This window comes from Ruegeria sp. CDSA221, from assembly GCF_059611825.1.
The window spans coordinates 182,620-196,777 of the sequence record NZ_JBXWPK010000002.1; the positions used below are offsets into that span (position 1 = coordinate 182,620).

A 14,158-nucleotide genomic window follows, 5' to 3' on the forward strand; every position below is an offset into this window, starting at 1 on the left:
TCAGGCCAGCCCCATAAGCTGTGGGTCAAAGGGATAGGTGGACAGGTTTTCATACCCATCCTCAGTGATCAGAACCTGATCTTCGAGTTTGATTGAGAAATCTGCACCTATCTCGCCAACCGCGGCTTCGACGCACAGAACCATGCCCGGTTCCAGTTGGTAATCGTAGGCACCTGCAACGGCCTTGTCCGGATAGGCGACCAGAGGCCACTCGTCACACAGGCCAACGCCGTGCATCAGGCAGCCATATTTCTGGTCCTGAAACTTGCTATCCAACCTATGGCTGTTGGCGGTCAGTTCAGGGATCATAACGCCGGGTTTCAGCATCTCCATATTTGTCATGATATGCTCATGCGCGTGCTGCATGGCATAGACCATATCCGGGCGGGGTTTCTCGTCCCCGATCCACCAAGTGCGCGAGATATCGATGCAGATGCCGTAAGACCCGATCAAATCGGTATCGAAGGCGATGATTTCATTCTTTTGCGTGATCCGGGGACCACATTCCTGAAACCACGGGTTGGTGCGTTGGCCCGAGGCCAGCAGGCGGGTTTCGATCCATTCCCCGCCGCGCCGGATGTTTTCGGCATGCAGAATGGCCCAGATGTCGTCTTCCGAGGTTCTTCCGTCTCCGACATTAGCGCGGGCAAATGCCTCCATCTCGGCCACCGCGGTCTCGCAGGCGTGGTTGGCACATCGCATCGCCAGAATTTCGTCCGGGCCTTTCACGGCGCGGGACTTTTCAGTGACTTCCTCGCCTTCCATGATCTCGAACCCCTGGGCCTCAAGGGCGCGCAAACCGTGCAGCATGATCTTGTCCACAGCCAGCCGCTTGTTACCGCCGCCATGCGCATCAATCAGCGCCCGCACTTCGTTCGAGAGTACATCCGCCGCAACATCGACCTTGTCGCCGCGATCGAAATAGAACAGGTCGGCGCCCGACCGCTGTTCCTTCACTAACGGGTTGAATTTGCTTAGAAAAGGTGAGTTTTTATAGTCCCAGATCACCATATACCCGTCGGCACATAACAGCACTGCGCGGAAGGGGTTATGCGTGTTCCAGAGCTGCATGTTGGTGCTGTCTGTGGCGTATCGAATGTTCAGAGGATCAAACATCAACAAGCCACCATAGCCGCGATCAACGATGGCCTTGGTCAGACGTTTCCACCTATACTCACGCATCTTCTCAAGGTTCGGCAAGGACAGGCCGGCGGCTTCCCATTCGGCGAAGGCCAGCTGTGTGGGGCCGATCTCGATCCGGTCCAAATCATTGGGCGTGCCGTCCCCAAGCGCTGTGCCTTTGGTGGGGTCGATCTTGCGGATATCTCTATGGTGACGGTTCATAGTAGCCCTCCCTGCCTGTCTATCGAGCGTGAAGAAGCATTCTTTCAGCGTCTTGATAATTTGCGACCGCCATCCGTCGCTTTTTGACCGACAAGTCGAAGTGCCGATGTTAGGTCGGGCTCATGACGACCATTTTGCAGACCTCTACTCCCTATGATCCTTTGAAACCCCGCCCGTTGCCGGGTATTCAGCCTGCCAGTATGGAAACTTGGTTGCATCAGGACGAAGCGTTCGCGGCCCAGATGGAATATCGGGAAGCGTTGCTGAAAGAGCGTCACGCTGATGTTCTTGCGTTGGCGCCCGAAGCCGAACCAGCCGCACAAGAAGTCTTGGACCTGGTGTTGCAATATGCGTACCCCGGATGCTCAGACCTCGTCACGAGAGCCGATGGGCAGAAGGTCCAGATTGATCGGCAGGCCCCAATGGAGACCCTTTGCAGGCTTGTGCAAGAGGATATCTGTATCCTGCAAAAGCAGGGCGACGAGCATGTTTTGACCGGCGCAATTCTGTGTTTCCCCGCCAGTTGGCGACTGTCAGAAAAATTCATGCGTCCCCTGATCGACATCCATGTACCGGTCAACAGCTACGACGAAAGCATCGCGCGCCGTGTCCAGCGGTTGTTTGATGGAATTCAGCCCGATAAGCCGCTCTGGCGGTTTAATGCGCTGTGGTATGAGGATGCCGATCTGCATCAGCCTCGAAGCGCTACAGAACCGCGCGAGGTCAGTTCACCCGGAGCCGCGTGCTATTTGCGCAGCGAGCGGCAAACATTGTTGCGGCTGCCAAAAACGCGGGCTGTGGTTTTTTCGATCCACACCTATGTTCTTGAGGCTGGAAGCCTTCGCCAAAAAGAAAACCCCACCTGACGGCGGGGCTTCTTAGGAGGGTCTTATTGGAATTAGTCTACATGCCTAAAGCAGTTGCCACACCGGCAAAGGCACCGCTGGTGCTGAGCGCTGATATTGCAACCGAATAGGCAAGTACCTGAGTATTCAGGCGGAAATCTTCACCTCGGATCAGGTTGACGGCAGCCATCGAGGCCGCGATCGGGACCGACACGCTGGCCACGGCACCCGTAAGTCCCCAACTGGTAAGTCGCAGGATATCATTGGGTTTCTCGTGGTCGAGGGGGGGAGTGTCGGTCCGATCATCCGGTTTCTGCTCGATCGGTTCTGTCCGAAAAGCAATGCTAAGCAACTGCTCGTCTGACAGCTGGATTGGCCGCGCATGTGAGGTCTGCGTTTTGTTTCTTGGCTCATCCAGATCTTCTGTCTCCGTTAATTCAAGACCTGCAAACGGCCCGGAAACGGATTCGAAAATTTGTTTTCTGTCCCGCTGTTTAACGGGCGCCAGAGTGTCAAAAGCACTCATGAATTGTTCCATGGTCAGGACCGTATTCGGAGACAGCCATTCCACGCGCTGAGTCGCACAGATATCGACCATGCGATACAGGATCACAACAAGCATAAGCTCCGAGATCTCGCTGTCGTCCAGCAAGGCGGATACAGGGGTAATTGTGACCGTCAACCGGTTTTCGGGCAGGGTCACCCGGGGTTTCGAGACGGTTCTCAGACCGGCCGCACGGTCCCGCCGTTCAAACCGGTCTTCTGTTTCAGCCAGTTGGGTATCCAGCGTAAGGCGCACAAGGTACTGACTTGAGACGATGCTCGCCTCGGTGGTGTTCAGGATCGTTTTGCGCTCAACAAGATGGCCGTAATCTTCCAGGGTCGCCGCCACGATGGCACCAAACCGCTCGATCGCGCCATTGGTCTTGCCTGTGAACTGCAGGCCGCCGTGATAGCTGTGCTTCGGAGTCACTGCGCATTCCTTTGTGCATTCCGTCAGATGACTCAAATTATCAACAGATAAGGGAAAGAATTGGGCGGAAATGGAAAAAAATGAGAAATCGGCAAGATTGATTACGCATTGGAAACCTAGGCATTTTAAGGGCTATTTAGCGTCTGTGGCGACAATGTGTCTGAATTGCGGTCGCCCCACATGACAGACCGACACAATCATCCGTCGATTCGAGCAGCCATGATTGCGATGGATTCTTGGTACACCGTCGCGGCATTCCACTGTTGAATGACCGCAAAATTCGTTTGGCCCGGTTGATATCCGCGTCCGGGCTTCCAGCCCTTTTTACGCAGGAAATTAGCGGTCGAGGCCAGCGCATCGGTCATATTGTAGAAATCGACCTGACCGTCACCCGTGGCATCCACACCGTATTCCAGGGCATTGCCCGGCAGAAACTGTGTATGTCCCAGCTCACCATGCTTGGCACCAACAGTGTTGGTCGTAATGCTGCCTTGATCGACCAGCTTCAGTGCTCCGATAGCGTGGGGGACGAAGAACTCGGATCGGCGACAATCATAGGCCAAAGTGGTTATTGCTGACACAACCTGGCTGTCACCCATGAAATTTCCAAATCCTGTTTCCATTCCGTGAATAGCGATCAGAACGCCTGCTGGCACCCCATACTGGCGCTCGAGCGTCGCATAGAACTGAGGGTTCCTGGCTTTGCGCTTACGGCCCTGCGCTACGATGGTATCCGCGCCGCGGATCTGCATGAATTTGTCCAGCGAGTATTTAAAACTCTTTTGGTTTCGGTCCGCGGCAATGGTTCGGGTGGCGTATTGGCTTTGGCTCAGCGCCTGCAATCCCTTCTTTTTTACTCCCGCGCGCTGGGCCTGCTTCGCGAAATCCCGCTTCCAGGTCTCAAATCCATTTCCGGTGTTGCCACAGGGGGCCGCTGCCGCAAAGCCAGGTAGAGAAATTGCCAAAATAAGAGCAAGCCGAAGCATCTTGTAATCCGATCCAATGAAATGACAGGGGCAGCCTAGGCAGGGAAGCCGCACACGAAAAGGGGTTAATAAAGGTCGAGTTCCCCGGTGCCCTTCAGGCTATCAAACCATTCATCCGGCGTTTTGTCGATTTTGGCGTGCTTGACCATCATGGCATTCATATTGGGAAGCCCTGATGAATCTGGCCAGTTTTCAGGTTGCCACAGATCCGACCGGATGACGCATTTAGGGCAATGTGCAAAAGCGGTCTCGATATGAATCATAAGGGCTAGCTTAGGCGCGCGATTATTCACTGCCATACTGTTCAGCAAGTCCGGGTCAATACATATGCGCGCGGTTCCTCGGATGCGCAAAGTCTCCAACTTGCCAGGCACTAGGAAGATCACACTAACACGCGGGTCCTGTATTATATTGTGAAACGTGTCAGTCCGCTTGTTGCCTGGGCGGTCGGGAATGGCGATCAGAGTGTCTGAGATCACCCGAACAAACCCTTCGGGATCCCCACGAGGAGAGATATCCAGATAACCACCCGGATTGGCCGAAGCGATCAGGCAGAAGGTCGACTTGGCGATAAAGTCGCGACACATGCCGTCCAGCGCGGCTTGTTCCTTGGCGATGATCTGGGGAAGGGGCGCGCCGGTGATGCGTTCCAGTTCCTCTTTCGAAGTGACGAAATCCGAGAACGGGGCGAATGCGGTTTCGGCTGACATGCGATCTCTCCTAACCGGGGTAATGGCAAGTGTGAAAGATCGGGCCAAACGAAACAAGGGGCGCCCGATGGACGCCCCTATAGAATTTTCGTCGAAAATGCTGGATTAGCAGCTGTAATACATGCCGTATTCAACCGGATGCGGCGTGTGTTCGTAGGTTTCGACTTCGTCCATCTTCAGTGCGATGTAGCCGTCGATCTGGTCTTTGGTGAACACGTCGCCCTGCAGCAGGAAGTCATGATCCGATGCCAGAGCCTCCAGAGCCTCACGCAGCGAGCCGCAAACGGTCGGGATGTCGGCCAGTTCTTCGGCAGGCAGATCGTACAGGTTCTTGTCCATGGCTTCGCCCGGATCGATCTTGTTCTTGATGCCGTCCAGGCCGGCCATCAGCAGAGCGGCAAACGCCAGATAGGGGTTTGCGGCCGGATCAGGGAAGCGGGCCTCGACGCGCTTGGCTTTCGGGCTTTCGGTCCACGGAATACGGACACAACCCGAACGGTTACGGGCCGAATAAGCGCGCAGAACGGGGGCCTCAAAGCCGGGGATCAGACGCTTGTAGCTGTTGGTCGCCGGGTTGGTGAAGGCGTTCAGTGTCTTGGCGTGCTTCAGGATGCCGCCAATGAAATACAGCGCCTCATCCGACAGATCAGCATACTTGTCGCCAGCGAACAGCGGCTTGCCGTCTTTCCAGATCGACATGTTCACGTGCATGCCGGTGCCGTTGTCGCCTGCGATTGGCTTCGGCATGAAGGTCGCCGATTTGCCGTAGGCATGCGCCACGTTGTGAATGATGTATTTGTACTTCTGCAGCTCATCTGCCTGTTTGGTCAGGCTGTCAAAGATCAGACCCAGCTCGTGCTGGCAGGACGCAACCTCGTGGTGGTGCTTGTCGACCTTCATGCCTAGACGCTTCATGGTCGAGAGCATTTCCGAACGCAGGTCCTGAGCTTCGTCGATCGGGTTGACCGGGAAGTAGCCGCCCTTAACGCCCGGGCGGTGGCCCATGTTGCCCATCTCGTATTCGGTGTCGGTGTTCCAGGACGCATCAGTTGCATCAACTTCGTAGGATACTTTGTTGATGCTGTTGGAAAAACGCACATCGTCGAACAGGAAGAACTCGGCTTCAGGACCCATATAGGCCACGTCGCCGATACCGGTTGCTTTCAAGTAGGCTTCGGCTTTCTGGGCGGTGCCGCGCGGGTCACGCTCATAAGCTTCACCGGTGTCGGGCTCGACAACTGAGCAATGCACGCAGATGGTTTTCTCTGCGTAGAACGGATCGACATAGGCGCTGTTGGTATCGACCATCAGTTTCATGTCCGAGGCTTCGATGGACTTCCAGCCAGCGATGGAAGAGCCATCGAACATGAAGCCTTCTTCGAGGAAGTCTTCATCTACCTGATCGGCCACCAGGGTGACGTGCTGCAGTTTGCCGCGCGGGTCAGTGAAGCGGACGTCGACATATTCGGCGCCTTCGTCCTTGATTAGCTGAAGAACTGCGTCCTTGCTCATTCTCTTGATTCCTCTGAATTGAAGATTTGGTCTTGTTACAGTGCGTCCGAACCGGTTTCGCCGGTACGGATGCGAATTGCTTGTTCGACGGGTGAGACAAAGATCTTGCCGTCGCCGATCTTGTCGGTTTTGGCGGCGGAAACGATGGCTTCGATGGCGGCATCGACCAGATCGTCGTCCAGCACAACCTCGACCTTCACCTTGGGCAGAAAGTCGACCACATATTCCGCGCCGCGGTAAAGTTCAGTGTGACCTTTCTGACGGCCAAACCCCTTGACCTCGATCACGCTGAGGCCCTGGACTCCGACGTCCTGCAGCGCCTCTTTCACTTCGTCCAGTTTGAACGGCTTGATGATCGCTTCGATCTTCTTCATACCGGGCTCCCTTTAACTCTTGTCAGGATGGCACTGACCACGTCTAAGATCGGGCGGCAATGTGAATGAGAAAATGGCGATGCCGGGTTGCATGGAAATTGGATGGCCGGTGAAATTTTGAACAGTTTGCACAAAAAATAGTCGAAATTGAATCGCGCGAGGGTTCAGCATGACAGACTTACTGACTGCAGCACAGATGCGGGCGATCGAACAAGCGGCCATTGAGGCCGGTGAGGTGACCGGTCTTGAGCTGATGGAACGGGCTGGGCAGGGTGTTGTCGAGGCGATTTTCGAGGAGTGGCCAGAGTTGGACAAGCGAGGGGCCAGCCCCTCGCGTTCCCTGACGTATCCGCGGCCAGATGAAGAGGATCCGTTGCGGGCAGTTGTCTTGTGTGGGCCAGGAAACAACGGTGGGGACGGGCTCGTCGTGGCCAGGCTTTTGCGGGAGCAAGGGTGGGAAATCGCGGTGTTTCTGTATGGCGACCTAGAGAAGCTGCCGCCGGATGCGCGGGTGAATTATGAGCGGTGGCTGGAGCTGGGTGAAGTTATACCGCTGACTGAAAAGGACATACGCAAGGGTGGTTCTGCCGATCTTTACGTTGATGCTCTGTTTGGGACGGGGCTGAAGCGCGGCTTGGACGGCGAATTGTTCAAGGTCGTTCGGCATCTTTCTGGTGTGAACGGGGACCACTATACCGACCGCCTGGTCAGCATAGATGCCCCATCCGGCTTGTGTTTAGACAGCGGGCGGGTGTTGCATCAAGAGCCATTGAACCTATGGCCTCGCGAATTTTTGGACGGTGTACCCGCAGAGATGCGAAACAAGGTAGCTCCTGCGGGCGGCGCGCGTGCTTTGCATGACCGTTTTGCTTGGTTGACAGTGTGTTTCGACAGCCCAAAGCCTGGGCATTTTCTGGCGCAAGGGCCGGATTTGTGTGGCAAGCTTGTTGTGAAAGACATCGGTATTTCCACGCAGCGTTGCCGCTTTAACGGTGAACCTTACGACAGTGCGTTCACATTAGGTCCTAAGCCTTTTCGCAGGGCGAGCCGACCTGCTTTTCTAACCCTTGCCGAAGCACCTGGCCGCGTGAAGGACGAGCGAACATGGGTTGGGTTGCCGCTTTATCGCTTGCCCAAATTCAAACAACAACACAAGTATTCCCATGGACATGCGCTGATCCTGTCCGGTGGTTCTGGCAAGACCGGCGCGGCGCGATTGGCGGCGCGGGGTGCTTTGCGGATTGGGGCCGGGTTGGTGACATTGGGTGTTCCTCCGGCGGCACAGATGGAAGTTGCGGCGCAGGTAACCGCGATCATGTTGCGGCGGGTTGAAGATGATAATGCACTGTCGGAAACCCTTGAAGATGAGCGCTTGAATGCTTTGTGTCTTGGCCCCGGTTTAGGTCTGGAGCGAGCACGGCATTTGGTGCCTGTTGCCTTGGCCTCAAAACGAGCGACAGTTTTGGATGCGGGCGCACTGACGGCGTTTGCAGACGACCCGCTGACGTTGTTCGACATGCTGCATGACGGTTGCGTGTTGACCCCGCACGGGGGCGAGTTCGCGCGGCTGTTCCCGGATATCTCGGAAAAGTTGATGGCGGTTCCCACCAAAGGCCCGGCCTACTCTAAGGTTGACGCCACCCGAGAGGCTGCCAGGCGGGCAGGGTGCGTGGTTTTGTTCAAGGGACCCGATACCGTGATTGCGGAGCCGAACGGGCAATGCTCAGTGAATTCGGCCGTTTATGAACGTGCGGCGCCCTGGTTGGCGACAGCCGGGGCCGGGGACGTGTTGGCGGGGTTTATCACCGGGTTGCTGGCGCGGCGGTTCTCGTCCTTGCAGGCCGCGGAAACTGCGGCATGGCTGCATGTGGAATGTGCGCGATCCTTCGGGCCGGGGTTGATCGCCGAAGATTTGCCCGAACAGTTGCCACGGGTTTTGCGGGAAGTAGGTCCTTAATCGCCTCGGCGAAAATCCGCCGCTGCAGTATTCGATGTCCCAAAATGAGCGTATGATGAAATTCAGGTCAGGCGTCAGTATTGCGGCAAGCGATCTGGGTGACTTGGATGACATATATTCTATCGTTTTGAAGTAGATCAAATTAACACCCTTCAGCTGCGGTTATATTCGAACAAGATGCGCGAGCTGAATGGGCCCGAGACAGGGGATCATAGAGAAATCGCGCACAAGCGAGCAGTGCCCGTAAATGGATCCATTATGGTGAATGACTATGACCCAGAAAGTATCGATAAGCACGATTGCGACTTGTCTGACCGCTGCATCGGCCATCCCAGCAGCGGCGGAGCTTAGATATAACAACAACAGCGGCGGTTATGTTGAGCTGTATGGCCAGTTTAACCCCGTAATTGTCTCAGTTGACGACGGGGATGAGACGGAAACCCGTTTGCTGGACAATGATCTGTCCAACAGCCGGGTAGGGCTGTTTTTGATGCAACCCTACGGTAGCAATGAGTTTACCTTCCGTTTCGAATCCGGTCTGGGCCTGCCGAGCACGGGGAGCGCCAACCAGGATGGGACAAATGCCGATGGTTGGAACCGTGAAGATATTCGGCACGTCGATTTTGCGTTGAAGGGCGGCTATGGTAAATTTTCCGCCGGGCAGGGCAGCATGGCCTCGGATGGAGCGGCCGAATCCGATCTATCCTATGTTGGCACGGCGCTCTATTCGTTCACCAATGATGAGAATGGCGCCTTCTTTTATCGTGAGTCTGATGGAATGCTAAGCGGCATTACCGTTGGTGACACATCTGATAACTTCGATGGTTCAAGGCGCGGGCGCATTCGCTATGACACGCCAGATTTCAACGGGTTTTCGGCAGCGATAGCCTATGGTCAGAACATCCTGTCCAGCAGCGATGACGATGATTACTACGATGTGTCGGTGTCCTATGGAAATACCTTATCCAACGGGGTGGAGATTGCTGCATCCCTCGCCTACGCCGTGCGCGATTACGATAGCGGATCCGGGGAGAGAAAAGACACAATCGGGTCCGCCTCGGTTCTGCTGCCCAGTGGTTTCAGCGTAACCGCAGCTTTGGGTACAAGAGATGACACTTCCAGCGGTGCCAGTGACCCGAATTATTGGTATGCGAAGCTTGCGTATGAAGACGATTGGGTGTCATGGGGTAAGACTGGTATCGGCATCGACTATTTCGACGGATCTGATTTCTCGATCGACGGCTCAAGTACGAAGGCCTGGGGTATTGCTGTCGTACAGCGCATCGACAGTATCAATACCGATGCCTATTTGAAATACCGTAACCATGATTTCGATGACACCACGAGTTTCGATGACAACGAGGCTTGGGTGCTGGGTGCGCGCTGGAAGTTCTGATCCCGCGAACAATTCCTCAAGAACGCTCCGGCCAGGTCCGGGGCGTTTTTTTGGTCAAATCGGCGGCAAAACAAGGCTGATCCGGGCTTTGCCCCTTGCACGCGGGCGGCTGGGCAAATAGAAGGCCTCAAATTTGCCCGGCGCGCCGTTTTGCGCGCCCCGAATCCTATGGGGACTACCATAATGCAGGTTACCGAGACGCTGAACGAAGGTCTGAAACGCGGCTATAACATTGTCGTATCCGCAGCTGAGCTGGACGACAAAGTTAACGAGAAACTGGTCGAAGCACAGCCTGAAGTCGAGATGAAGGGCTTCCGCAAAGGCAAGGTACCGATGGCACTGTTGAAAAAGCAGTTCGGTCAGCGTCTGCTTGGCGAGGCGATGCAAGAAAGCATCGACGGTGCAATGAACCAGCATTTCGAAGACAGCGGTGAGCGTCCGGCACTTCAGCCTCAGGTGAAGATGACCAATGAGGATTGGAAAGAAGGCGACGACGTACATGTCGAGATGTCTTATGAGGCCCTGCCTGCCATCCCTGAGGTCGACCTGAAATCGGTTGAATTGGAAAAGCTGGTTGTCAAAGCCGATGACGCGGCCGTTGAAGAAGCGCTGGGCAACCTGGCCGAAACTGCGCAGGATTTCAAATCTCGCCGCAAAGGCTCGAAAGCCAAGGACGGCGACCAGATTGTGTTCGATTTTGTCGGCAAGGTTGATGGCGAAGAGTTCGAGGGCGGATCCGCTGAAGACTATCCGCTGGTTCTGGGTTCCAACAGCTTCATCCCCGGTTTTGAAGAGCAGCTGGTTGGCGTAAAGGCCGAGGAAGAAAAAGACGTAAACGTCACCTTCCCCGAAGAGTACGGTGCCGAGCATCTGGCCGGCAAAGACGCTGTGTTTACCTGCACCGTCAAGGATGTGAAAGAACCCGTCGCCGCCGAGATCAACGACGAGCTGGCCACCAAATTTGGTGCAGAAGACTTGGAAGCGCTGAAAGGCCAGATTTCAGAACGTCTGGAAGCGGAATATAGCGGTGCTTCGCGGGCGGTTATGAAGCGTGCTCTGTTGGACGCATTGGACGTGAAGGTTTCGTTTGATCTGCCACCGTCGCTGGTAGATGCCGAGGCCAAGCAGATCGCACACCAGCTGTGGCACGAAGAAAACCCGGAAGTGGAAGGCCACGACCACGATGAGATCGAGCCGACCGACGAGCACAACAAGCTGGCCGAACGCCGCGTGCGTCTTGGCCTGTTGCTGGCCGAGCTGGGCCAGAAGGCAGAAGTTGAAGTCACCGATGCCGAGATGACCCAAGCGATCATGAACCAAGCGCGCCAATACCCTGGTCAGGAACGCCAGTTCTTTGAGTTCGTGCAGCAGAACGCTCAGATGCAGCAGCAACTGCGCGCGCCGATCTTCGAAGACAAAGTCATCGACTATATCGTCGAGCTGGCCCAGATTGCGGATAAAGAAGTCAGCAAAGACGACCTGCAGAAAGCCGTAGAGGCATTGGAAGAGGATTAATCCTCTTCTGCCCATAGAATTCTTATGGGCACAAAAAACGGAGCCGTCTGAAAAAGACGGCTCCGTGTGGGTGGCTTTATGCTATGAGGTGAGGGGGTCAGGCCTCATGAGCAAAAGCACGGGGGGTCCTTAGCAGAGCAGTTTTCTGCTCTGGGGTGAACCGATCCGAAACTGCTTCGATCAGGTTCAATACAGCTTCGGCTTCGGCTTTTGTGGTTGCCGAATTCATCTGTTCGACAAAGTATTTTTCCATCTGGCTTAGTGGTTGGTGGTCGTAATTCGCCACACCTGTATCTGCCGGTGTTTTGTTTCTGGCATACAGATCTATTGCCTGCTCGTCCGTCAGGAATACATCGTGAGCGATGTTCGCATATTCCCGAATTCCGGAAATTCTCTCATCTGAGCAGTCCATCAAAGCGGCCATGGCTACGACTTTACCCATGGGCTTAGCACTGCCGAGGTAGTCATAAGGCGCGTTACCGGACCTTTGCAGAACGCGGTTCATAACTGGATCAATCACCGCGATCGAGTCAAGAACGCCAGCCGCTTTGGCATATTCGAAAGAGCCAATCATAACTTCGCTGGTCACATAGGATACAGAATTTTCACCGCGCCCTCGGCCCAGTTTTTTAGTATCGACACAGAACCGGGTGGCTTCCCAGACTTGCGCGCTCCGAATTGGAGGTTCTCCATCCAGGATCGAATGGAAAACATCGGACAGCATATGCGGTCCTTTGGTTTGCAGTAGTCTCATGCACCCGACAACGTCCCCCTCGTCGTCGATGCTGACTACATGTGCTGGATGCAGATCATCGAAGTGGTCGCGCTCGCGCCCATCCTCAATATTGACCTCCCAACCAAGGCGATCGCCGAAAACACGAGCGCGCAGTTTGAACATGTCATCCAAGACATCTTTGAACTTATGTTGATTAATACCATCAATAACGATGATCATTTCCATCCCCCTACAGTCTGGTTACCGTAGGGATTAGGTTAACCAAGAAATAAGCGCAGACTATTAGGGATTTCCCGTAGAAGTGCTTTTTTTTGATTAACCAGGGGCAATTAGGCCCAGGCCGATCGCACGACCAATAGCCTGTGAGGTGGTCAGTGCGCCCAACTTTTCACGCCCGGACCGCATATGAACTTCGACGGTACGGTGTGAAATAGACAAAATATCACCGATATCTTGTTGCGACTTTCCATCAGCTACCCATTGGAGGATTTCCTGTTCGCGTGTGGACAGCGTGGGCAGGTAAAGAGCTTTGGCCAGCAAGCCGGATTGCATAACAGTATCGTGGGCTTGAACGGCAGCAAGTTGCAGATCACCCATGACATGTTTCTTTAGCTTATCCCATTCGGAATCCGAACAGTCCCGGGTAACGTTTAATAGTCCGCATTCACCATAAGGTCCACGAACAGGAACTGTTAACCCCCTGGAACTAATGCCAAAATCATGGGCGTCACGGAACACCGCGTTGAACTTCTCGTCCTGATCAAAGCGTCCCCAATCAACGGGTGCAATGCTTAGGACAGATTGATAAAGCGTCGGATCGAAGTGATGAAAGCCCTGGCTGCCATAGTGGATTTTCCACTCATCAGGATAGTTTGCATAGCCCTGCACATCACCTTTCACAGGGTTAAAGGTGGCATAAGACGCATAGTCGAAGCCAAGCTCTTCGCAGACGGCGTTTATAACGTCAGCGGCCGACTTCTCTGTGTGGTCGACCGCGGCCAAATCTATAAGTTTCACCTGTCCAACCCTTGTGGCGGCATATCTCTCCCCCAAGACATGCCAGACTTGTCCTTAGGGGTATACGTTGCGTCAACCACAGGGCATTGTGCAAGCAAATTGTTCGCCTTGTGTAGTCATATTGCGATGTAATGGCAACAGAATGGTCCGAAACAGCATGTCTCAGATGATTCGTTTCGGGGTAAATCCGGTTATTCCGGACGTAGCCCTGTTTCGACCAGCATCCCACGTGCCTTTGCTTCGGGATAGAACCCTTTTGCGTAAAGGAATATGGCGCGTTGCTGGTCCCCGTCGGACAATAGCCAAGCGCCCCGCAGATATTTCCCGGCAAATTCGAGATTTGTGTCTGCATCCAAAAGGCCTTTGGCGTTTCCAGTATACCCCATAGAACGAGCTGTGGCCGGCAGGATTTGCAGCAAGCCATAATAGGGCCGATTCACAGCCCAAGGTCGGTGAGTGCTTTCGCGAATTGCTAGCTTGTGCACCAATTCGCGCGGCACTTCGTAGTGGTCGGCCCATTTGTTTATGGAGGCCCGCAGTTCCGGTGTTTCGTTGGGATAGAGCGGAGGATCAAACGTGTTCTGGGTTGGGGTATCGGGCCCTCCGCACGCCGCAAAGGGTGCAATTATCAATAATGCCAATACACTGCGGCGCAGAAGAAATGTCATTGATCGTCTCCGAATAGTTATTATGCGATGATAGGAAACCTATTGATGACCGCAAGCAAAGGCCGGGGCCCAAGCTGGATTTCGCCGGGAGGAGGCATAAAAAAGGCCGCACAGATCGTGCGGCC

13 protein-coding genes are annotated in these 14,158 nt (G+C 54.7%); 4 read left to right on the forward strand and 9 right to left on the reverse strand.

The features are described from left to right. Positions 1 to 1,344: a dimethylsulfonioproprionate lyase DddP gene (dddP, locus tag AC2FJ5_RS03280; RefSeq protein ID WP_496792457.1), complete on the reverse strand. Its 1,344-nt coding sequence runs from the start codon at positions 1,342 to 1,344 to the stop codon at positions 1 to 3. A 122-nt stretch (positions 1,345 to 1,466) separates the two neighbouring features. Between dddP and AC2FJ5_RS03285 the strand changes: the two genes are divergently transcribed. After that, complete coding sequence (locus tag AC2FJ5_RS03285) at positions 1,467 to 2,210, forward strand: heme-dependent oxidative N-demethylase family protein (protein ID WP_496792459.1); 744 nt, start codon at positions 1,467 to 1,469, stop codon at positions 2,208 to 2,210. A gap of 37 nt (positions 2,211 to 2,247) precedes the next feature. Here AC2FJ5_RS03285 and AC2FJ5_RS03290 read toward each other — a convergent pair whose 3' ends face one another. The 5 genes from AC2FJ5_RS03290 to AC2FJ5_RS03310 all read right to left on the reverse strand — a co-directional run bounded on the left by AC2FJ5_RS03290 (position 2,248) and on the right by AC2FJ5_RS03310 (position 6,744). After that, complete coding sequence (locus AC2FJ5_RS03290) at positions 2,248 to 3,162, reverse strand: hypothetical protein (protein ID WP_246097123.1); 915 nt, start codon at positions 3,160 to 3,162, stop codon at positions 2,248 to 2,250. Between the two features lie 197 nt (positions 3,163 to 3,359). After that, entirely contained in the window at positions 3,360 to 4,148 is a 789-nt protein-coding gene (locus AC2FJ5_RS03295; RefSeq protein ID WP_496784879.1) for a lytic murein transglycosylase, read from the reverse strand. 65 nt (positions 4,149 to 4,213) lie between these two features. Continuing rightward, on the reverse strand, positions 4,214 to 4,858 hold the full coding sequence (locus tag AC2FJ5_RS03300) for an MSMEG_1061 family FMN-dependent PPOX-type flavoprotein (RefSeq protein WP_281994452.1): 645 nt from the start codon (positions 4,856 to 4,858) through the stop codon (positions 4,214 to 4,216). Between the two features lie 105 nt (positions 4,859 to 4,963). Continuing rightward, on the reverse strand, positions 4,964 to 6,370 hold the full coding sequence (gene glnA / locus AC2FJ5_RS03305; RefSeq protein WP_496792461.1) for a type I glutamate--ammonia ligase: 1,407 nt from the start codon (positions 6,368 to 6,370) through the stop codon (positions 4,964 to 4,966). Between the two features lie 35 nt (positions 6,371 to 6,405). Further along, on the reverse strand, positions 6,406 to 6,744 hold the full coding sequence (locus tag AC2FJ5_RS03310) for a P-II family nitrogen regulator (RefSeq protein WP_142633129.1): 339 nt from the start codon (positions 6,742 to 6,744) through the stop codon (positions 6,406 to 6,408). 169 nt (positions 6,745 to 6,913) lie between these two features. Between AC2FJ5_RS03310 and AC2FJ5_RS03315 the strand changes: the two genes are divergently transcribed. From AC2FJ5_RS03315 to tig, 3 genes are all read left to right on the forward strand, one after another. Continuing rightward, on the forward strand, positions 6,914 to 8,701 hold the full coding sequence (locus AC2FJ5_RS03315) for an NAD(P)H-hydrate dehydratase (RefSeq protein WP_496792462.1): 1,788 nt from the start codon (positions 6,914 to 6,916) through the stop codon (positions 8,699 to 8,701). A 271-nt stretch (positions 8,702 to 8,972) separates the two neighbouring features. Next, on the forward strand, positions 8,973 to 10,097 hold the full coding sequence (locus AC2FJ5_RS03320) for a porin (protein ID WP_496676156.1): 1,125 nt from the start codon (positions 8,973 to 8,975) through the stop codon (positions 10,095 to 10,097). A 183-nt stretch (positions 10,098 to 10,280) separates the two neighbouring features. After that, on the forward strand, positions 10,281 to 11,612 hold the full coding sequence (tig, locus tag AC2FJ5_RS03325) for a trigger factor (protein WP_496792636.1): 1,332 nt from the start codon (positions 10,281 to 10,283) through the stop codon (positions 11,610 to 11,612). 97 nt (positions 11,613 to 11,709) lie between these two features. Here the strand turns inward: tig and AC2FJ5_RS03330 are convergent, their stop codons facing one another. From AC2FJ5_RS03330 to AC2FJ5_RS03340, 3 genes are all read right to left on the reverse strand, one after another. Continuing rightward, the gene (locus tag AC2FJ5_RS03330) at positions 11,710 to 12,567 is read right to left on the reverse strand and encodes an acyl-homoserine-lactone synthase (RefSeq protein WP_142633135.1); all 858 of its coding nucleotides are present in this window, start codon (positions 12,565 to 12,567) and stop codon (positions 11,710 to 11,712) included. Between the two features lie 96 nt (positions 12,568 to 12,663). Then, positions 12,664 to 13,365 carry a helix-turn-helix transcriptional regulator gene (locus AC2FJ5_RS03335; protein WP_185956601.1) on the reverse strand — a complete coding sequence of 234 codons (702 nt, stop codon included), beginning with the start codon at positions 13,363 to 13,365 and terminating at the stop codon, positions 12,664 to 12,666. Between the two features lie 191 nt (positions 13,366 to 13,556). Next, positions 13,557 to 14,033, reverse strand: coding sequence for a transglycosylase SLT domain-containing protein (locus tag AC2FJ5_RS03340; protein ID WP_281994455.1), 477 nt, complete (start codon positions 14,031 to 14,033; stop codon positions 13,557 to 13,559). Positions 14,034 to 14,158 lie beyond the last annotated feature (125 nt).

Excerpts from the sequence above, each read along its gene's own strand:
- AC2FJ5_RS03330 (WP_142633135.1), bottom strand. The coding sequence starts at position 12,567 with ATGATCATCGTTATTGATGGTATTAATCAACATAAGTTCAAAGATGTC.
- tig (WP_496792636.1), top strand. The coding sequence starts at position 10,281 with ATGCAGGTTACCGAGACGCTGAACGAAGGTCTGAAACGCGGCTATAAC.
- AC2FJ5_RS03285 (WP_496792459.1), top strand. The coding sequence starts at position 1,467 with ATGACGACCATTTTGCAGACCTCTACTCCCTATGATCCTTTGAAACCC.
- AC2FJ5_RS03320 (WP_496676156.1), top strand. The coding sequence starts at position 8,973 with ATGACCCAGAAAGTATCGATAAGCACGATTGCGACTTGTCTGACCGCT.
- AC2FJ5_RS03340 (WP_281994455.1), bottom strand. The coding sequence starts at position 14,033 with ATGACATTTCTTCTGCGCCGCAGTGTATTGGCATTATTGATAATTGCA.
- dddP (WP_496792457.1), bottom strand. The coding sequence starts at position 1,344 with ATGAACCGTCACCATAGAGATATCCGCAAGATCGACCCCACCAAAGGC.
- AC2FJ5_RS03310 (WP_142633129.1), bottom strand. The coding sequence starts at position 6,744 with ATGAAGAAGATCGAAGCGATCATCAAGCCGTTCAAACTGGACGAAGTG.
- AC2FJ5_RS03315 (WP_496792462.1), top strand. The coding sequence starts at position 6,914 with ATGACAGACTTACTGACTGCAGCACAGATGCGGGCGATCGAACAAGCG.
- AC2FJ5_RS03295 (WP_496784879.1), bottom strand. The coding sequence starts at position 4,148 with ATGCTTCGGCTTGCTCTTATTTTGGCAATTTCTCTACCTGGCTTTGCG.
- glnA (WP_496792461.1), bottom strand. The coding sequence starts at position 6,370 with ATGAGCAAGGACGCAGTTCTTCAGCTAATCAAGGACGAAGGCGCCGAA.
- AC2FJ5_RS03300 (WP_281994452.1), bottom strand. The coding sequence starts at position 4,858 with ATGTCAGCCGAAACCGCATTCGCCCCGTTCTCGGATTTCGTCACTTCG.